This is a genomic window from Paenalcaligenes sp. DL 463 (assembly GCF_057475185.1).
Map to the genome: position 1 here is coordinate 201037 of NZ_JBYBKX010000002.1, position 18921 is coordinate 219957.

The 18921-nt window shown below is 48.5% G+C and carries 17 protein-coding genes and 2 tRNA genes; 5 read left to right on the forward strand and 14 right to left on the reverse strand.

What is annotated here, in order from left to right; all coding sequences use genetic code 11:
• Positions 1-22: 22 nt before the first annotated feature.
• A tRNA-Arg gene (locus AC2UZI_RS11050) sits at positions 23-99 on the reverse strand.
• Positions 100-350: 251 nt separating this feature from the next.
• Between AC2UZI_RS11050 and AC2UZI_RS11055 the strand changes: the two genes are divergently transcribed.
• Both AC2UZI_RS11055 and AC2UZI_RS11060 read left to right on the forward strand, forming a co-directional pair.
• The gene (locus AC2UZI_RS11055) at positions 351-1652 is read left to right on the forward strand and encodes a phospholipase A (protein WP_486943922.1); all 1302 of its coding nucleotides are present in this window, start codon (positions 351-353) and stop codon (positions 1650-1652) included.
• Positions 1653-1760: 108 nt separating this feature from the next.
• A tRNA-Pro gene (locus tag AC2UZI_RS11060) sits at positions 1761-1837 on the forward strand.
• A 45-nt stretch (positions 1838-1882) separates the two neighbouring features.
• Here the strand turns inward: AC2UZI_RS11060 and AC2UZI_RS11065 are convergent.
• Both AC2UZI_RS11065 and AC2UZI_RS11070 read right to left on the reverse strand, forming a co-directional pair.
• The gene (locus AC2UZI_RS11065; RefSeq protein WP_486943923.1) at positions 1883-2356 is read right to left on the reverse strand and encodes a DUF421 domain-containing protein; all 474 of its coding nucleotides are present in this window, start codon (positions 2354-2356) and stop codon (positions 1883-1885) included.
• A gap of 206 nt (positions 2357-2562) precedes the next feature.
• On the reverse strand, positions 2563-3288 hold the full coding sequence (locus AC2UZI_RS11070) for an ABC transporter substrate-binding protein (RefSeq protein ID WP_486943924.1): 726 nt from the start codon (positions 3286-3288) through the stop codon (positions 2563-2565).
• A 151-nt stretch (positions 3289-3439) separates the two neighbouring features.
• On the opposite strand from AC2UZI_RS11070, the gene AC2UZI_RS11075 reads away from it, so the two are divergent.
• Entirely contained in the window at positions 3440-3850 is a 411-nt protein-coding gene (locus AC2UZI_RS11075) for a DoxX family protein (protein ID WP_486943925.1), read from the forward strand.
• A gap of 71 nt (positions 3851-3921) precedes the next feature.
• Here the strand turns inward: AC2UZI_RS11075 and pstB are convergent, their stop codons facing one another.
• The 5 genes from pstB to ppk1 all read right to left on the reverse strand — a co-directional run bounded on the left by pstB (position 3922) and on the right by ppk1 (position 9972).
• Positions 3922-4719: a phosphate ABC transporter ATP-binding protein PstB gene (gene pstB, locus AC2UZI_RS11080; protein WP_486943926.1), complete on the reverse strand. Its 798-nt coding sequence runs from the start codon at positions 4717-4719 to the stop codon at positions 3922-3924.
• Positions 4720-4733: 14 nt separating this feature from the next.
• A complete protein-coding gene (gene pstA / locus AC2UZI_RS11085; protein ID WP_486943927.1) occupies positions 4734-5600 on the reverse strand; it encodes a phosphate ABC transporter permease PstA in 867 nt (288 codons plus the stop codon).
• A gap of 14 nt (positions 5601-5614) precedes the next feature.
• Positions 5615-6553, reverse strand: a complete 939-nt coding sequence (gene pstC, locus AC2UZI_RS11090; RefSeq protein ID WP_486943928.1) for a phosphate ABC transporter permease subunit PstC — start codon at positions 6551-6553, stop codon at positions 5615-5617.
• A gap of 189 nt (positions 6554-6742) precedes the next feature.
• Positions 6743-7786: a phosphate ABC transporter substrate-binding protein PstS gene (gene pstS, locus AC2UZI_RS11095; protein ID WP_486943929.1), complete on the reverse strand. Its 1044-nt coding sequence runs from the start codon at positions 7784-7786 to the stop codon at positions 6743-6745.
• A gap of 98 nt (positions 7787-7884) precedes the next feature.
• Positions 7885-9972 (reverse strand): polyphosphate kinase 1, encoded by a 2088-nt coding sequence (gene ppk1 / locus AC2UZI_RS11100; RefSeq protein WP_486943930.1) that lies wholly within the window; start codon positions 9970-9972, stop codon positions 7885-7887.
• Positions 9973-10172: 200 nt separating this feature from the next.
• Here ppk1 and AC2UZI_RS11105 point away from each other — a divergent pair, with 200 nt between their 5' ends.
• On the forward strand, positions 10173-11699 hold the full coding sequence (locus AC2UZI_RS11105; protein WP_486943931.1) for a Ppx/GppA phosphatase family protein: 1527 nt from the start codon (positions 10173-10175) through the stop codon (positions 11697-11699).
• Between the two features lie 76 nt (positions 11700-11775).
• Here the strand turns inward: AC2UZI_RS11105 and AC2UZI_RS11110 are convergent, their stop codons facing one another.
• The 5 genes from AC2UZI_RS11110 to AC2UZI_RS11130 all read right to left on the reverse strand — a co-directional run bounded on the left by AC2UZI_RS11110 (position 11776) and on the right by AC2UZI_RS11130 (position 17479).
• Entirely contained in the window at positions 11776-12561 is a 786-nt protein-coding gene (locus AC2UZI_RS11110; RefSeq protein WP_486943932.1) for a GNAT family N-acetyltransferase, read from the reverse strand.
• 69 nt (positions 12562-12630) lie between these two features.
• Positions 12631-13971 carry a phosphoglucosamine mutase gene (gene glmM / locus AC2UZI_RS11115; RefSeq protein ID WP_486943933.1) on the reverse strand — a complete coding sequence of 447 codons (1341 nt, stop codon included), beginning with the start codon at positions 13969-13971 and terminating at the stop codon, positions 12631-12633.
• Positions 13968-14807, reverse strand: a complete 840-nt coding sequence (folP, locus tag AC2UZI_RS11120; protein WP_486943934.1) for a dihydropteroate synthase — start codon at positions 14805-14807, stop codon at positions 13968-13970. Before folP ends, glmM begins: the two co-directional genes overlap by 4 nt.
• Before the next feature lie 20 nt (positions 14808-14827).
• Positions 14828-16735, reverse strand: coding sequence for an ATP-dependent zinc metalloprotease FtsH (gene ftsH / locus AC2UZI_RS11125; protein WP_486943935.1), 1908 nt, complete (start codon positions 16733-16735; stop codon positions 14828-14830).
• Between the two features lie 108 nt (positions 16736-16843).
• The gene (locus AC2UZI_RS11130) at positions 16844-17479 is read right to left on the reverse strand and encodes an RlmE family RNA methyltransferase (RefSeq protein ID WP_486943936.1); all 636 of its coding nucleotides are present in this window, start codon (positions 17477-17479) and stop codon (positions 16844-16846) included.
• A 17-nt stretch (positions 17480-17496) separates the two neighbouring features.
• Here AC2UZI_RS11130 and AC2UZI_RS11135 point away from each other — a divergent pair, with 17 nt between their 5' ends.
• Complete coding sequence (locus AC2UZI_RS11135) at positions 17497-18051, forward strand: YhbY family RNA-binding protein (protein WP_486943937.1); 555 nt, start codon at positions 17497-17499, stop codon at positions 18049-18051.
• Between the two features lie 111 nt (positions 18052-18162).
• Here AC2UZI_RS11135 and greA read toward each other — a convergent pair whose 3' ends face one another.
• On the reverse strand, positions 18163-18639 hold the full coding sequence (greA, locus tag AC2UZI_RS11140; protein ID WP_486943938.1) for a transcription elongation factor GreA: 477 nt from the start codon (positions 18637-18639) through the stop codon (positions 18163-18165).
• Positions 18640-18921 lie beyond the last annotated feature (282 nt).

The window sequence follows — 18921 nt, forward strand, 5'->3', positions numbered from 1 at the left end:
GAGCGAGAGCAAAGGCGGGGGGTGGCGCGTCCAGCAGGATTCGAACCTGCGGCCGCTCGCTTAGAAGGCGAGTGCTCTATCCAGCTGAGCTATGGACGCTTTAGATTCCAAAGAGTGAAATCCATAAGAAGCTTGCCATTATAGCGTGTAGAAATAAATTAGGTGCAAACAGGCCATCTTTTATACGCAAGACAAGGCTTAGCCCCTGTTCGTTGCCCCGTATCACGATTCTGTTTTTTATGGCGAAGACACAACACATAGTCCATATAAACAAGTGCTTACAGGGCTGACTTGGGTAGCAATGATACAGTCCATACTATCTTATAAAAGCCGACTCCGAGAATGCGTCAATGAGTAGACAGCGTCGTACCAAGAAGTTTTTAAGCCAACTTGCCATGGGAATGGGACTGCTATTCAGTGCGTCCAGCTACGCCGGTATCAGCTATTCATTAATTGAGAACCAAGCAGCGTCGGGCGAAACCGTTACTGTGCGCGCTATTCTTTTCAATGATGGTAGCAACGAGCTCACCTGGACGCCCCCTAACGATTTAGTCATGCAGTGGCGAAATACCGAAGGTGATGCGCTACGCAGCTTGGCCCAGATTGAAGGCAATACGAACACGGTCAGTGTTCCGGTTAACAACTTTGTGGTTTTTAATTGGAAAGCCGTGGTGCCAACGGGCCTTACTGGCGTACATGCTGTGAGCATCGAGGGGGCTCCTGATCTTTTTGCTTTGGATATTAACAACCAAAGCCCCAGCCTTATCGCATCAACCTTAGCGAACGCCCCCGTCGTTGATGCCGGCGCAGCAGCCCCTGACGAAACCCGTGACCCTGCGTTAAAAGATAGCCGCATTCAGGCGGCCGGCGCCTCGCCCAGTTTTGGCCCTGCAGTGGCCCAAGCGCCAACAACTCGACCAGCACCAACGGCGTTCGAGAACTTTAGAAATGCAATTTCTGCCCACGATCCGATTTATTTTGTCGTGGGCAATCGTCCTGAGCGAAACGCTCGCTTCCAGATCAGCTTCAAATACCGTCTCTTTACCCCGCAAGACATTACTGATACGCGTTTTTGGCAAAACTTATACATGGGCTACACCCAAACCGCCATTTGGGACTTAAGCTCGGACTCTATGCCCTTTGTCGATACCACCTACAACCCCAGCATTTTTTGGCGACAAGACGCACTGTTGAGTTCGGCGGATCGTCGCAAATTTATCGGTTTGAACATCGGGGTCGAGCATTTATCTAACGGCAAAAGCGGCGACGACTCACGTTCGTTAAACGACGTTTATATTCAACCTGAATTTAACTATCGCTTTGTGGGTGGCAGTACCTTAACGTTTGCGCCGCGCTATAAGCAATATTTTGCTTACGATGAAAACCCAGACTATCGCGATTATGTGGGGAATGTAGATTGGCGATTAAGCTGGGCACAGGATAACGGCTTACGTTTAGCCGCACTGTATCGCCATGGTGACAAAGGCCGTAATAGTACACAACTGGACATTTCATGGCCCCTGAATCGTACACCCTTGAATATGAACGGTTATCTCTATGCTCAGTACTATCGAGGCTACGGTGAAACCTTATTAGGCTACCGTCATAAAAGCGAGCCCCAAGTACGCTTCGGTTTAGCTTTCGTTCCATAAACACTTGGGTTGCGTAGCATTTCATCGGCGCTTTGTTTTTTAGCTAAGCGCCGAACTCGAAAACACTTGCATTAGCCAAACAATACATGCTACTATCTTTTCTTTGTTCGGGGCGTAGCGCAGCCTGGTAGCGCATCTGGTTTGGGACCAGAGGGTCGTAGGTTCGAATCCTATCGCCCCGACCAAAAACACTAAATTAAGAGTTTATGCTTTGCAGCATAAGCTCTTTTTTATTTGGTGAAGAAACTAATTTCACCTGATGGTTCTACATACGCAGTTTCCACATCACTTAATGCCTCAATCCCTTTTAGCCGCATTTCGCTTTTGAGCTCTTCAAGCGTAATGTATTGCTCGCGCATCACACGTCGTTGCAATTGATGGTTTTTAATAATGCAACGTTTTCGGGGCGATAGCTTTTCCTCCAACGCCGGAAAAAAGTAATTAAGGCGATCAATACACGCCCCCCAGAAAATAATTGTCGCTACAACAATTAACCCATCAGTAAGCGATTCTGAGCCGCCCGTCATTGCATCCCCTGCAGCATCAGCCACCAAAAACACAATCAACAGATCAGCAACGCTAATTGAACTTAATTCGCGCCGACCCACTACTCGGGTGCTGATAAAGAAAAACCAATAGACGATGGTACCCCGCAACATCATCTCCAGTGGCCCCAGCTCAAACCCAAACACATTCATCAACATGTGATTTCTCCAAGCTCGAGTTCTGATAACGTAAAGACCAACCGCCCCACCCTTGCACACTAGCACGCTCGACCAGCGACAAACGTAAAGATTGACTTAAAGAGCGTTAGCAAATCTGTCAGGCGCAAAAACGATTAAGACGATAAATAGACACGAAAAAGCCGCGATGTTATTCGCGGCTGCAGAGAGAGAAAAGCGGCAAGAATCTACGGGGCTGCTGTATCCAGCGACTGGTTGCTACGCGCTAAAGACTCTTGCACAAAACCACTGGCTTTCATTTCTTGGATAAAGGCTTCGAACCACTGATGTGCTGTGTCTCGGCCTTTAGGAATCGCAATCGCTTGTTGAATCGCCGTAAAGTGATCACTAAGAACGCGATAACCCGGATTGGCAGCAGCGAATGCTGTTAAGGGCTGACGCACGCCGGCAGCCGCATCCAGATGCTTATCAATAAATAAGGTAATGGCACTGGCGGACGTGGCTGCACGCTCGATGCTGGCGTGCTTCAGGTGTCGACTAAGAAATAAGTCGTACGCGGCCCCTTTACCTACGGCGATACGGCTGTTAGGTTGATCCAAGCTTTCTACACGATCGAAAGCCGATGACTCAGCCACCAAATAGGTACCCTCGATCAGCACATAGGGCTGGGTAAAATTAATTTTTTCGGCACGTAATGGATCTACCGCCATGAAAGCCACATCCCACGCATTATGGGCTAAACCCTCAAATACTTTCCCCGCCGCATCATAACTAATAAAGCGCGGCACTACCCCTAAACGCCGAGCAGCTTCCCTTGCTAGATCAGCAGACACCCCTGCTGGCGAACCGTCGCTAGCGTTACGTTGGGCCAGTACCGGGTTTCCGTAGTTGATGGCGACTCGTAGCTCGCCCGTTGGGGCTAAATCTTGAAAAACCTCTGCAAACTCGGTCATTTAAAACACTCCTACTACCAAAACAAGCGGGTGAATAAAACGCGATAGAGAATCTCGCTGTCAGGCCAGCCTTAACCACTATAATAGCGCTGAGCCAATATTCCAATAAACAGGGTAGATCATTACCCTATTTACCTTATGAGGGAAGTCCGTGTCCAACGCTACGCTTGATGATCTCGGCAAACTGCTGTTACGCCTTTGCATCGGAGCCCTACTACTCTTACATGGTATTCAAAAGTTATCACACGGTGTAAGCGGAATAGAAAGTCTGGTTGTCAGTAAAGGCTTCCCGCACTTCTTGGCTTGGGGTGTATACCTTACTGAAGTGATCGCCCCTGTACTTGTCGCGATCGGCCTATACAGTCGCTTAGGCGGCATGCTTATAGCTTTAAATATGACAGTGGCGATTTGGCTTGTACACAGTGCGGAACTGTACCGTCTCAACAGTACGGGTGGTTGGCAAATAGAACTGCAAGCCCTTTTCCTATGCGGTGGCTTATGCATTGCGCTACTGGGTGCAGGTCGTTACAGCTTAGGCGGTGCTGGCGGTAGGTGGAATTAAAACAGCCCTCTGTTAGTAGCTTCACTAACAGAGGGCTGTTTCATCAGCACCAAGCAATGCTAGAGCGCTAATTAACCAAAGCGACCTGTAATGTAGTCTTCGGTTTCTTTGCGTGCGGGCTTCACGAAAATCTGATCCGTTTCGCCGTACTCCATGAGCTCGCCAAGGTACATATAAGCCGTGTAGTCAGAACAACGGGCAGCTTGCTGCATGTTATGCGTGACAATAACGACGGTATAGTCCGTTTTCAATTCAGCAATCAATTCTTCAATTTTTGCTGTGGATATAGGGTCCAAGGCTGAGCATGGCTCGTCAAGTAACAGCACTTCAGGCTTAATGGCGACACCTCGAGCAATACACAAACGCTGCTGCTGACCACCTGACAAACCGTTACCGCTTTGATTGAGCTTGTCTTTCACTTCGTTCCAAAGCGCTGCCTTGGTCAAGGCCCACTCGACTCGCTCATCCATTTCACCTTTGCTCATTTTCTCGAACAAACGCACACCGAAAGCAATGTTGTCATAAATACTCATGGGGAAAGGAGTGGGCTTCTGAAACACCATCCCTACTTTCGCCCGTATTAATGAAATATCAAGCTTTGAGCTTAACAAATCTTCGTTATCGAGCAAAATTTGACCTTCTGCTCGCTGCCCTGGATAAAGCTCAAACATGCGATTAAAGGTGCGCAACAATGTCGATTTACCGCAGCCTGACGGCCCAATAAAAGCGGTAACTTTGTTTTCTTTAATCGACATATTCACGTTTTTTAAGGCGTGAAAGTTACCGTAGTAGAAATTGAGGTCTTTAACTTCAAGCTTGGTACGCTCAGGCGCGAGTGTGGGTTGTAATGCGTTGTCTAATCCAGACATGGAGGACTCCATATTTATTTATTGCGGAACAGCATGCGGGCAACAATATTAATACCCAGAACGAACAAGGTAATTAACACAGCGCCGGCCCACGCCAAACGGTTCCAATCTTCAAAGGGGCTCGCCGCGTACTGGAAAATAACAACGGGCAAGTTTGCCATCGGTGAGTTCATGTTCAAGGACATAAACTGATTATTTAGCGCGGTAAATAGCAGAGGTGCCGTTTCACCGGTAATTCTTGCAATGGCCAACAACACACCGGTAATAATGCCGGAACGAGCCGCACGGTAACTAATAAAGATAACGATACGCCATTGCGGGCTTCCTAACGCAGCAGCGGCCTCGCGTAAGCTATTGGGGACCAGCTGCAACATATTATCAGTTGAGCGCACCACGACAGGAATAACCAGAATAGCGAGTGCAAAAGCACCAGCCCAACCTGAGTAATGTCCGACCTGAGCCACATACACAGCGTAAATAAACAAACCGATAACAATAGACGGGGCCGACAGTAACACGTCATTTAGAAAACGTGTGGCAGGCGCTAACCAGCCTCGTTGTCCAAACTCGGCTAAGTAAGTACCTGCTAATACCCCTATTGGTGTACCGATTAAGGTACCCACACCGGCCATCATGAAGCTACCTAATATGGCGTTCAGCAAGCCACCGTCTCCTCCGGGCGGAGGAGTTGGTTCAATAAAGAGCGTAAACGATAAAGCGTCCGCCCCTTTCACCAACAAGGTAAAAATAATCCAAAACAGCCAAAACAAACCAAACACCAAGGCTATTGAGGACAAGGACAGCATGGTCCTATTAATCAAATTGCGCCGCTTATAAACCGAATTGTCGGCGTTCAATACAGAGGATTTCAATACAGTCATAATGATTGCTCGCCTTAAGATTTAGTACCTTCACCCTTCGATAAACGAAGCAGTAAAAGTTTAGATATTGCGAGCACCAAAGTGGTAATCAGGAACAGAATCAAACCTAACTCGAGCAAGGCTGCCTTCTGCATGCCACCGGCTTCGTTAAACTCGTTAGCCAGCGCCGAGGCAATAGAGTTAGAGGGTGCAAAGATTGAGTTGGGTAGATTAAAGGCATTACCGATAACAAACGTCACTGCCATGGTCTCACCTAAGGCCCGACCTAAGCCCAACATAATTCCACCAATTACACCGTTCTTGGTGTAGGGCAGCACCACTTTCCATGTCACTTCCCACGTCGTACTACCTAAGCCGTACGCGGATTCTTTAAGCAGCGGTGGAACCAGTTCGAACACATCACGCATCACCGCCGTAATAAACGGCATGACCATGATCGAGAGAATCAGTCCAGCGGTAAACACCCCGATACCAAACGGAGGCCCGGCAAAAACCTGCTCGAGAAACGGCACCCCTTCGAAAAAGGAAATAACGTTAGGCTGAATGTAACGCTGAAACAGCGGCACAAAAACAAACAAGCCCCACATCCCGTAAATAATAGAGGGGATGGCGGCTAGCATTTCAATCGCAGTGCCTAAGGGCCTACGCAACCAAACAGGCGATAGCTCGGTTAAGAACATCGCAATACCAAAGGACACTGGAACAGCAATAAGAAGTGCTATTAACGAGGTGACCAAGGTACCAAAAATCGGCACTAACGCCCCATAGTTGTTACGCACCGGATCCCAGTCGTTAGTCCAAAGAAAGGCGAATCCATTACCGACAATAGATTCCCGGCTACCGTACACAAGCGATATGGTAATAGCAGCCAATAAAATAAAGACAAAGAACGCAAAACTGCGAGTTACGTTCTTAAAGATGACGTCAAATAAGACATTCCGGGATTGTTTCATAACAGCGTCTTGGGAGTAGACCAAATTCAGCGTGAAATGTGTTCAGTGTAGGTAGCTTGCACAAAAACACAAAAGCATAATTGTCACATAACAAGGACGGAACCACCTAGCTTGATGGTACCGTCCCGTTATAAAGGGTGGTTTATATACCCTTATGTTGCATGACTTACTAAGTCAGTAAACGTCAGCTTACTTCCAAATCGCGTTGCCGTCGTTATCTTTGATCTCAGCAGTCCAGATCTCTTTGATCTTGTCAGTAACTTCTTTAGGCATTGCAACGTAGTCAAGTTCGGCGGCTTGTTCAGCGCCGTTCTCGAACGCCCAGTTAAAGAAGTTAAGTGTGGCTAGTGCGTTCGCAGGCTTGTCCTGTGCTTTATGCACAAGGATAAAGGACGCTGAAGTAACAGGCCAGGAGTCAGCACCAGCTTCTTCAGTCAGAATCACGCCCATACCTGGAGTACCTTCCCAATCGGCATTCGCAGCGGCTGCAGCAAACGTTTCTTGTGAGGGTTGCACGAAATTACCGTCTTTATTACGCAACTGTGTCCATGACAAGTTGTTTTGCTTCGCATAAGCGTACTCAACGTAACCGATGGAGTCTTTTAGCTGACGAACATACGCCGCTACACCTTCGTTACCCTTACCACCCTGACCTGTAGGCCAGCGAACAGCTTTACCTTCACCTACAGTTTCTTTCCAATCGGCTGACACTTTAGACAAGTAGTTCGTCCAACCGAATGTTGTACCGGAGCCGTCTGAACGGTGTACCACTACGATAGAGTTAGAAGGAAGATCTAGGTCTGGGTTAAGCGCTTTAATCGCTTCGTCATCCCACTTTGTAATTTTCGCCAAGTAGATGTCAGCAATCACATCGCCAGACAAACGCAACTCGCCAGGTTTGATCCCGTCGATGTTCACGACAGGTACGGTTCCACCAATAATGGCTGGGAACTGAAGCAAGTTGTCTTTATCAAGTGCTTCGTTAGTCATTGGGTCATCGGAAGCACCGAAATCTACGGTTTTAGCAATAATTTGCTGTTGACCACCACCCGAACCAATTGACTGGTAGTTAACCTGTTTACCTGTCTCTTCGTGGTATGTAGCAGCCCATTTAGCGTAAATAGGGTATGGGAACGAAGCGCCTGCGCCTGTGATATTAACCGCTTGAACGGACAAAGCTGCTGCACCAAAAGCAAAACCAACAGCCACTTTAGAGAACATATGTTTCAGCATCAAAAACACCCTCAATATGATATTCGTGAAACAGGTAATTTCCTGTATGTGACGTTATAGTAAAGTTCAAATATTACACGTTCGTGACACGACGTGTTTTATTTTACATTTGCTGCCTCAGACCCAAGCTTCTCCATGAGCAGCTTATGCAAATTCACCGGCTTACTTCGTCCTCTTACCTTTACGTAGTTTCCGTTCGGAAGCGCACGCCACGCCAATTGGTTATCTCGTAGCGCGTAGGTGAACGACTCAGCGATCACTCTTTTCTTCAATTTAGGGTCCAACACAGGGACGCCTAACTCGACGCGCCTGAAAAAGTTTCGATCCATCCAATCGGCTGAGGACAAATACACGTTTTCTTCCCCGCCGTTGTAAAAATAAAATACGCGAGCATGCTCAAGAAAGCGTCCAACAATTGAGCGCACCTGAATATTTTCAGACAGCCCAGGAACTCCGGCCCGCAGCGCACAGATGCCTCGCACAATTAAATTGATCTTAACGCCCGCCTGACTGGCTTCATACAAGGCACGAATGATCTTGGGCTCTAGCAACGAATTCATTTTGGCCATGATTCTGGCCTTTTTACCTGCCTCGGCATTTAACTGCTCAGTACGAATACGAGCGATCATAGTGTCATGCAAGGTAAAAGGCGATTGCAATAATACTTTTAAGTGGCGTTGGGCACCCAGTCCCGTTAGTTGCGCGAACACCTTGTCCATATCATCACAAATACTGCGGTCAGCAGTGATAAGACCAAAGTCTTCATAGAGTGTCGCTGTGCGAGGATGATAATTGCCCGTACCCAGATGGCCGTAACGCCGAATTTCACCACGCTCTCTACGCAGTACAAGCGCCATCTTTGCATGGGTCTTATGCCCCACCACACCGTAACTAACATGGGCCCCCACCTCTTCTAGCCGTGCAGCCCAATTAATGTTGGTCTGTTCGTCAAAACGAGCCATCAGCTCGACCACAACGGTGACCTCTTTACCTGCCCGTGCAGCCATGAGCAAAATACTCATCAACTCAGAGTCTTCGCCGGTTCGATAAATGGTCTGCTTGATAGCCACAACATTAGGATCTTGCGCTGCCGCACGTAAAAAACTGAGTACTGGCTGAAAAGACTCGTAGGGATGGTGCAGCAATTGATCCGACTTAGCGATAGCGCTAAATAAGCGAGCTGGGCTTTCTATAACCTTTTTAAACGGTGCTGGAATAGGTGCGTGGTAGACAGGGAACAGCAGATTGGGACGATCAGGCGCATCACAAAGTCGCGATAACCTTGATAGGTTCACGGGGCCTAAAACGCGATAGGTATCGACCTCACCTAGCTGAAACTCGCGCTGCAAAAACTCCGCTAAATGTGCAGGGGCCGACAAGTCGATTTCCAAACGCACGCCCGCTCCGAAATTTCGCTGTGATAACTCACCCTGCAACGCTTGACGTAAATTAGTGACCTCTTCTTCATCCACAAACAAATCACTGTTACGCGTTACGCGCCACTGATACACCCCTTTTACCTGCATACCCGGAAACAAATCATTAGCAAAAATACTAATCAATGCGCTTAACAACACATAGCCATGCGGAATGCCTGCGATATCCGCCGGCACTTTCATAAGTCGCGGCAAGGTACGTGGCGCTTGCACAATGGCAATCGACGCCGCCCGTCCAAAAGCATCATTGCCCGTGAGCTCAATGATGAAGTTCAAACTTTTGTTATATACGCGGGGAAACGGGTGCGCGGGATCAAGGCCGATGGGTGTCAATAACGGCAACACCTCTCGTAAGAACAATTCGTAGGCCCAAGCACGTAACTCATCCGTCCAGTTTCTTGGAATCAATAAGCCGATCCCTTCTTCCATAAGCTCGGGCAACACATGATGCACTAATAGCTTGTTCTGTTTAGCCACAAGCTTCTGAGTCGCCAGCTGTACCTTATGAAAAGCTTCTCCTGGTGTGTAGCCATCGTCGTCCACGGCAGCCGGATTCTGCAGCATCTGCTCTTTCAAGCTAGACACCCGTATCTCGAAAAACTCGTCCAGATTCGAACTCACAATGCAGAGATAACGTAAGCGTTCCAGCAGAGGGATGTCAGGATTGTCGGCCATCGCCATCACACGCTCATTAAACTTCAACAGGGAAAGCTCTCGATTAATAAATACAGCGTCGGCAGAAGGCAGCATAATGAAATTACAGTGGGTGATTGATATGGTTAGACTTATACACGTCAAATTTTACTATTTAGTGAAAAGCCACGAAGTTCTCTAAAAAGATACGGCGCGTTCCTCTTTTATTGCAGCTTATTACGCCTGTTAGGCGAATGCAGCATTTGCGGTTACTTAAACGTATAATTACATGACAATCATTACATAACTTAGCACGAATGGAACAACTACTAGCAGCGGTAGACTTGGGTTCTAACAGCTTCCGGCTTTCGGTAGGACGCGTCGAACAGCATAACGGCCATGCGCAAATCTATGCGATCGACCGGTTAAACGAGTCGGTGCGTTTAGCGTCAGGCATGGGCCCAGATAAGAAAATTAGCCTCGACGCCATTAATCGTGCTGTTGATGTGCTTAAACGTTTTCATGAGCGCATCGAGGGGTTCCATCCCAATCGGGTTCGAGCGGTTGCAACGAACACTTTCAGGGTCGCGAAAAATCAGAAGCAACTGTTAGAAGCCGCGGAAGCGGCTCTTGGTTTTCCCATTGAAATCATCTCAGGCTACGAAGAAGCTCGGCTAATTTTTTCTGGCATTAGCAACGAACTTCCACCCTCAACCAATCGTCGTCTTATGATAGACATCGGTGGGGGCTCGACAGAGGTCATTATTGGACGTGGTTTTCAACCGCTTCTGCTTTCGTCGTTGTATATGGGTTGTGTTAGCTACACCGATCGCTTCTTTAGCGATGGTGACATTACCGAAAGTCGCATGCAAAAGGCGATTTTGGCTGCCCGTAGCGAACTAGAGGGGATTTCACGTCAATACCGTAAAACGGGATGGCAAGAAGCTTTCGGCTCATCCGGCACAGCTAAGGGCCTCATCGCTATCTTACAGGCTAACGACATGTCTAAACGCGGCCTTACTCTTGAGGGCATGCAACGACTTAAAGCCAAACTGATTCGAGATAAACACGTTAACTTAACCGAGCTAAAGAACGTCAAACCGCATCGAGCTCCCGTGTTGGCGGCTGGCCTTGCCATCATGATTGCGGCGTTTCAAGAACTTAAAATCAGTGTCATGCTACCGGGCGAAGGGGCACTACGCGTTGGGGTACTGTACGATTTGCTTGGCCGCGACTCTGAACGAGATAAGCGCGAAGAAACCGCACTGCAGCTTAGCAAACGCTACCAGCTTGATACACGCCAATCCTTACGTGTAAAAACGGCAGCACTCACCTTATTCAAACAATTGAGCCTTAAGGACGACTCAGAAAGTCACGAATTAGAGCGCGCCTTAGGCTGGGCCTGTGACTTACACGAAGTCGGTTTAAGCATCGCACATAACGATTACCATAAACACACCGCCTATGTGCTTGAGCATGCCGATATGCCCGGCTTCTCTAAAGATGACCAAGCATTATTGTCATTTTTAAGTTTGGGCCACCAAGGCAAACTAACGAAACTAGAAGATAGGCCGGCAGAACGCAACGAATGGTTAACGCTGCTTTGCTTGCGTTTAGCGGTGATGTTGATGCGTAGACGTGAAGACCTTGATGTCTTACCCATACGGTTACAAGTGGGCGAAAAGAAGGTCGTTATTCACTATGATAAAGCGTGGTTTGCATCACGTCCCTTATCAAAATTCACTCTACAAACCGAGCAAGAGCAATGGTTACAAACCGATTTCGACTTAAAGCTTAAAAGCAGTGCCAACGTCGAGTCTCTTGTCACAAGCCCTATCGTGTGATTGATACCCTAACGGTAACAATCACTGCCGTGCGACGCTAACCCCTTCGCACAGCCACACTACCCTGAGTCGTTACTTATTCAAAGCCAAAATGCCGCTTATAGCGCGGATCTAACTGCTGTAAGTCTAATAAAATCGGAAAATCAGCCGTGTTGAAATCTGGATCCCATGCGGGTTCACCACAAATCGCTGCGCCCAAGTTTAAGTAACCTTTAATTAACGGAGGAATCTTAGCGGGCAAACGGCTATTTAACTTCTCCACTGGGTATCGATGCAGCGGTGTCAGCCTCGGAAGGTCCACCGCTTTCCCTTCCAACGCTTGGGCTTCACGCCACACTTTCGCTGCCGTAACCCCATCATCACGCAAGCTAACACTTGCACAGCCTAACAGATAACGATATCCGCCATGCCGCATTAAATCTGCAATACCTGCCCACAGCAGCATTATGACAGCACCGGTTCTGTACTTCGGGTGTATGCAAGAGCGTCCGACCTCGACAAGCTGATCCCTTATCCCTGACAAAGGGCTTAAATCAAACTCTGACTCTGAGTAATACTCATTGGCTAAGCGAGCATTCTCAGGGCTTAAAAACCGATACGTACCAACCACTTTGTCTTTTTCTTTATCCACAACCATAAAGTGATCGCACCATTCGTCAAAACGGTCGATATCAAGCCCTGTATGGCTATGCGGAAAAACAGCATTCATTTCTTCAGAAAAAATCTTGAAACGTAAACGCTGAACCGCTTTTAATTCTTTTTTTGTTTGCGCTAAACGCAATTGCAGTCCGTTGGCAACAGGAGAGTGCCAAACGGACTGCAATACTTTAGCGTGGGTTGATGTGGAGCTAAGTTGTAGCATTATGGCCTCCAAAAACTTTTCAACATCATCCCATGCCGATGTTTCAAGTTTTTGATGGCCACATGACGATTATGTGACGTCTACCGCTAATAGCTGCTGAATGCCTTCTTCTGTTAGCGCTAACGTTTCTGCCTCGACCATGAGTCGTAACTTAGGCTCGGTGCCTGAAGCCCGAATTAACACACGGCCTCGATCCCCCAGCTTCGCCTCAACATCGGCTTTGGCTTTATTAAGCCCGCTATGTAGACGCCAGTCTTTACCGGTCTCCCACGCCACGTTCACCATCTTCTGTGGGTACATTTTTAAGTCACCCACCAAATCAGACAAGCGACAATTACCGTGACGCAACGCCGTTAATATTTGAAGCGCTGCGATAATGCCGTCGCCCGTCGTGTGGTAATCCAGACATAGCAAATGCCCAGAGCTTTCACCACCGAATAACCATCCTCGCTGCAGCAACTGCTCAAGCACATACCGGTCGCCCACGTCAGCACGCGAAAAAGAAACCCCTAATTCTTGCAGCCGCTTTTCAAGCCCGTAGTTGGTCATCAACGTACCCACTACACCTTTGACGTGACGGGTTAGCATGCGATCCCGAACAATCATATATAGCAATTCGTCGCCGTTATATAACTTACCATCGCTATCTACCATCTGCAGTCGGTCTGCGTCACCATCCAGTGCAATACCGATATCAGCGCCGCGCTCTTGAACCACCTTAAGAAGGTGCTCAGGATACATCGCCCCGACACCGTCATTAATGTTGAAGCCATCGGGCTCGCAGCCAATGGCAAACACTTCAGCACCTAGCTCTCGGAAAACATGCGGAGCAATGTGGTAAGCGGCCCCGTGAGCGGCATCCACAACGATTTTTAGCCCGGCAAGATCTAAATCGTTAGGAAAGGTACTTTTGCAGAATTCAATATAGCGACCAACCGAGTCTTGTAAGCGTCGCGCTCTACCCAGTTTATCCGAGGCTACGCACTGAACGGGTAGGTCGATTGCCTGTTCTATTTCAAGCTCGACCTCATCCGGCAGCTTCATCCCCTGCGCAGAGAAAAACTTGATGCCATTATCTTGATATGGGTTATGGGAGGCACTAATAACAATGCCGGCCGTTAACCGCAAGGTACGTGTCAGGTAAGCGACGGCCGGCGTCGGAACTGGCCCTGCAAGCAACACATCCACACCTGCTGCAGACAGCCCAGCTTCCAGAGCTGACTCCAGCATATAGCCGGAAATTCGCGTGTCTTTTCCAATGACCACCGTTGGCCGATTGCCCCCACGCGTATCTTTGCTTAGCACTCGTCCTGCGGCATAGCCTAAACGTAAAGCGAACTCTGCATTGATGGTTGCCCCACCCACTTCACCACGTATTCCATCCGTACCAAAATACTTGCGTTTGCTCATTCAGAAACTCCGTTTTCAACCGCCATCCAAACTTTCAGCGCGTCGAATGACTGTGCTACATCATGCACACGAACCACACTAGCACCATGGTGTACCGCCGCTAACATTCCGGCAAGACTACCCGCAACACGCTCGGAAGGTGCGCGGTTAACAAGATGCCCAATCATGGACTTACGCGACAAACCAATTAACCAAGGCATAGACTCTACACCTAAGCGATTAAACTCGCGTAATAAGCTGTAATTTTGTGCCACGGTTTTACCAAAGCCCAACCCCGGATCAAGCATGATACGCTCGGACACCACACCCGCCTGCTTCAAGCGATTCACTTGCAGCATAAGAAAGTCGCGTACCTCGGCAAGCACATCAGTATAGCAAGGCGCCTGCTGCATCGTTTTGGGCTCTCCTTGCATGTGCATCACGCACAGTCCCACATTCGATTTAGCAACAGCTTGCACCGCGGCATCGCTACGCAAACCAGCGATGTCATTGATGATATCGGCCCCAGCGTTAATCACCTCGACCATGACCTCGGGTTTGAAGGTATCAATGGACAACGGAATATTGTCATCGCGCAGCGCTTCGATCAAAGGCAATACACGACGTAGTTCTTCGGCAATGCTAACCGGCTCGGCTCCGGGGCGAGTAGACTCTCCCCCAATATCAAGGATATCTGCCCCTTCGTCTATAAGACGACGAGCATGCGCTAAGGCCTGCTCGTGATTGAAGTGCTGGTTACCATCAGAAAAAGAATCGGGCGTCACATTGACGATGCCCATCAATAACGGGCGCTCGAGACTTAGCTCGAAGCGCCCGCACTGCCATGTTTTAGTCATGGAATAGTAAAGAATAAAAATTAAACAGGGGTGGTTGCAGTAGAACTATCGCCAGTAGGGCTAGCGCCTGTTGCTGGAGGCGTGCTGTCAGACTTACCACCATTGCCTTTATCACTCAAATCTTTGGGTGGACGCGGCTCACGGCCCTGCATAATATCTTCGATTTGCTCTGCATCAATGGTTTCCCACTCGAGCAACGCATTCGCCATTGCATGCATCTTATCGGCGTTATCTTCAATAAGAGTACGTGCGATGTGATACTGCTCGTCAATGATCTTACGAATTTCCATATCAACTTTTTGCATCGTTGCTTCTGAAACATTCGTCGTTTTCGTAACGCTGCGACCTAAAAAGACTTCGCCTTCATTTTCAGCGTAAACCACTGGACCTAAGGAGTCTGTCATACCGTAACGCGTCACGATATCGCGAGCTATTTGTGTTGCACGCTCGAAGTCATTAGAAGCGCCCGTTGTCATTTGATTCATGAACACTTCTTCAGCAATACGGCCACCGAACAACACAGCGATCATATTAAGCAGATGGTTTTTATCCATACTGTAACGATCTTGTTCGGGCAATTGCATGGTGACACCCAAAGCGCGCCCACGCGGAATAATCGTTACCTTATGAACCGGATCGGTCTTAGGTAAGAGGCGAGCTACTAAAGCGTGACCTGACTCGTGATAAGCCGTATTTTTACGCTCTTCCTCAGGCATGATGATGGTGCGTCGCTCTGCACCCATGATGATTTTATCTTTGGCCTTTTCGAAATCCTGCATATCCACGGTACGTCCATTACGACGTGCAGCAAATAGCGCAGCCTCGTTGACCAAGTTGGCTAAATCAGCTCCTGAGAAGCCCGGTGTACCACGCGCTAATACTTTGGCATCAACGTTCGCCGCCAAAGGCACTTTACGCATGTGTACATGTAGAATTTGCTCGCGACCACGAATATCAGGCAAACCAACAACTACCTGACGGTCAAAGCGGCCTGGACGCAACAAAGCGGGATCTAGCACGTCAGGACGGTTAGTGGCTGCGACAACCAATACGCCTTGGCCGGTTTCAAACCCGTCCATCTCGACGAGTAGTTGATTAAGCGTTTGTTCGCGCTCGTCGTTACCACCGCCTAAACCAGCACCCCGTTGGCGACCCACTGCATCAATTTCATCAATGAAAATGATACATGGCGCATGTTTTTTGGCGTTCTCGAACATGTCACGGACACGAGCGGCACCAACACCAACGAACATCTCAACGAAATCAGAGCCAGAAATACTGAAAAACGGCACTTTGGCTTCGCCCGCGATCGCTCGCGCTAGCAAGGTTTTACCTGTACCAGGTGAACCCACCATTAATACACCACGGGGGATACGACCACCTAAACGCTGAAAGCGAGTCGGGTCGCGAAGGAAGTCCACCAGTTCTTGCACGTCTTCTTTGGCTTCATCGCAACCAGCGACGTCAGCAAAAGTGACCGGATTGGTGTTTTCATCAAGCATACGAGCCCGAGACTTACCAAAACTAAATGCACCGCCCTTACCACCGCCCTGCATTTGACGCATGAAGAAGATCCATACGCCGATCAGCAACAGCATGGGGAACCATGACACGAAAATGCTAGCCAAGAATGAGGGCTCTTCGCGTGCTTTACCTGACACTTCCACACCCGATTTCACGAGCTCTGGAACCATCCAAAGGTCACCCGGTGACGTTAGCGTATAGGTGCGGCCGGAATCAGGCGTTACGTGCAAAGTATCGCCCTGAATATCGACTTTGTTCACACGGCCCGCACGGGCATCGTTCATGAACTGAGTATAAGTGACGCCATCTGACGCTACTGGTTGCCCATCAAACTGCTTAAATACAGTAAATAGGACAAGCGCAATAACCATCCAGATTGCGACTTTTGAAAATGAGTTGTTCAACGCCAACCTCCTGCTGTTTCTTTAACTGTTCAGTTTTTAAACTTACATACACCTGAACAGAAGCCGTATCCGCCATTCTACCTGATAAAAAGGCCGTCTAAACACTAACTAAGCCTTTAAATCACGTGCTACTAAAAAAGTCTCTGCGGACCGATCTCGTGACGCTTTGGGTTTGCGCGTGGCGACACGATGAAAATGACCTTTAAAAGACTTCACGATTTGAGAGAATCCACTGCCATGAAAGGCTTTAACGATTAATGCACCTTCGGGTCTTAAGTGACTTAGCGCAAATTCAAGTGCAAGCTCACAGACGTGAGACATACGTGCTGAATCGGCGGCAGCCACACCTGATAGATTGGGGGCCATATCCGAAATTACAAGGTCGACTTTTCGTCCATCCAGTAAATTTTCCAGTTTTCGTAGGACCTCGTCATCACGGAAGTCTCCTTGTATGAACTCTACGCCTTCAATTGGTTCCATTTCAAGTAGATCAAGCGAAATGATACGCCCATTGATCACTCCGCCTGATTCGACCATGCGTTCTCGTGCAACCTGCGACCAACTGCCAGGAGCTGCCCCTAAATCAACAACGATGTTGCCCGGTCGCAACAGATTCTCAGTCTCAAGAATTTCGATTAATTTAAAAGCGGCACGTGCTCTGTACCCCTTCTGTTGTGCCAATTTGACGTAAGGGTCATTAATATGCTGATGAACCCATGCTTTTGAAGTTTTTTTCTTGCCCATTACCGTACAATCTCGTTATGCCCACATTAAATATTACTATCCAGCTGCGCAACGACCTACGCGCTGCGGCTCACGCCTTACGTCCCGTTGTTCAAATCGGTGACAACGGGTTGTCGGACGCCGTCTTAAAAGAAATCGAAGTGCATCTTAATGCGCATCAGTTAATCAAGCTGCGTGTTGCTGGCGATGATCGTGCTCAACGCCTTAGCATTTTAGAAGAACTATGTCAGCGTCTTAATGCCGAGCCCATCCATCATATTGGCAAAGTGTTAACCATTTATCGTCGTAATGAAGATAAGGCGCCTGTTATTGCTGCCCCAGAGCCTCCGACGCGTGCAACACGTAAGCCGAATGAACCTTATACACCTAAAAAGCTAGCTGCTGCAGGCGTTACAAAAAGCAATACCAAACGCGCTGCGCCCCGCTCGTCACCCGATGAAGAGTTTAAGCCTCGGCTAAGCCCAAGTCGTCCTGCGCCTTCAAAGCCGCCAGCAAACAAAACAACTGGACAGCAGCGCCGCAATACTGGCAGTGCCATGTCACTTCGAGCCGGAGCACGCCGAGGACGATAAGGTGGTGGTAGCACCACTACCAGCTTGATCCGCTACAGACTCGCTAAATTGTAAAGCCCATACTATTCAGTATGGGCTTTTTTATTTTAATACGGCGAGAGTAAGTGGCCGTTAAATATACGAAATGGATACGATCTCGTACTCACGCACACCGCCCGGTGCCTTGACCTCGACCACATCCCCTTCAAACTTGCCAATTAAGGCACGTGCGACCGGGCTGGAAATAGAGATACGTTGCGAACGGATGTCTGCCTCTACGTCACCCACAATTTGGTAAGTGAACTGTTCTTCAGATTCGAGATCTTCGATCTCGACCGTAGCGCCAAACACAATTCGCCCATCGCTCTCTAAGGAGGCGGGATCAATAACTTGAGCGTTAGAAAGCGTGCCCTCAAGCTCGCGTATGCGTCCTTCGACAAAAGCTTGACGTTCACGAGCCGCATCGTACTCGGCGTTCTCGGAAAGATCGCCTTGCGCACGTGCTTCAGCTATCGCATTGATAACGTCGGGACGCTCGACTGTTTTTAATCGATGTAACTCTACCTGCAGGCGCTCAGCACCCTGCGTAGTCAACGGGATCGCAGACATACTCTTCCTGATATACAAATAAAAATCGCTCCTAAACTATAACCATCGGGAGCGTGCAACTAAAAGGGGGAAAGCAGAAGTTAAATCCTGCATGACGAGAACAAAACGTGAACTCGCCCTACGATTAATTTCTACGTATTCGTGTACTTGGCCAGAACCAGAGCCGAAAAGAAAGCCCCAAGCAGAATTGGGGCCAGTCACTATATTGTCATCAAATCACACCTAAATTGCAAGCCGCAGGGCCTCGGGTAAACCATAAGGCAATGATTTAACCATGAGGCG

Coding starts and splice junctions, on each gene's coding strand:
- AC2UZI_RS11055 (WP_486943922.1), top strand. CDS start 351: ATGAGTAGACAGCGTCGTACCAAGAAGTTTTTAAGCCAACTTGCCATG.
- AC2UZI_RS11130 (WP_486943936.1), bottom strand. CDS start 17,479: ATGGGCAAGAAAAAAACTTCAAAAGCATGGGTTCATCAGCATATTAAT.
- pstC (WP_486943928.1), bottom strand. CDS start 6,553: ATGAAACAATCCCGGAATGTCTTATTTGACGTCATCTTTAAGAACGTA.
- glmM (WP_486943933.1), bottom strand. CDS start 13,971: ATGAGCAAACGCAAGTATTTTGGTACGGATGGAATACGTGGTGAAGTG.
- ppk1 (WP_486943930.1), bottom strand. CDS start 9,972: ATGCTGCCTTCTGCCGACGCTGTATTTATTAATCGAGAGCTTTCCCTG.
- pstS (WP_486943929.1), bottom strand. CDS start 7,786: ATGCTGAAACATATGTTCTCTAAAGTGGCTGTTGGTTTTGCTTTTGGT.
- AC2UZI_RS11110 (WP_486943932.1), bottom strand. CDS start 12,561: ATGCTACAACTTAGCTCCACATCAACCCACGCTAAAGTATTGCAGTCC.
- greA (WP_486943938.1), bottom strand. CDS start 18,639: ATGTCTGCGATCCCGTTGACTACGCAGGGTGCTGAGCGCCTGCAGGTA.
- folP (WP_486943934.1), bottom strand. CDS start 14,807: ATGACTAAAACATGGCAGTGCGGGCGCTTCGAGCTAAGTCTCGAGCGC.
- AC2UZI_RS11105 (WP_486943931.1), top strand. CDS start 10,173: ATGGAACAACTACTAGCAGCGGTAGACTTGGGTTCTAACAGCTTCCGG.
- AC2UZI_RS11065 (WP_486943923.1), bottom strand. CDS start 2,356: ATGTTGATGAATGTGTTTGGGTTTGAGCTGGGGCCACTGGAGATGATG.
- AC2UZI_RS11135 (WP_486943937.1), top strand. CDS start 17,497: ATGCCCACATTAAATATTACTATCCAGCTGCGCAACGACCTACGCGCT.
- AC2UZI_RS11070 (WP_486943924.1), bottom strand. CDS start 3,288: ATGACCGAGTTTGCAGAGGTTTTTCAAGATTTAGCCCCAACGGGCGAG.
- pstA (WP_486943927.1), bottom strand. CDS start 5,600: ATGACTGTATTGAAATCCTCTGTATTGAACGCCGACAATTCGGTTTAT.
- pstB (WP_486943926.1), bottom strand. CDS start 4,719: ATGTCTGGATTAGACAACGCATTACAACCCACACTCGCGCCTGAGCGT.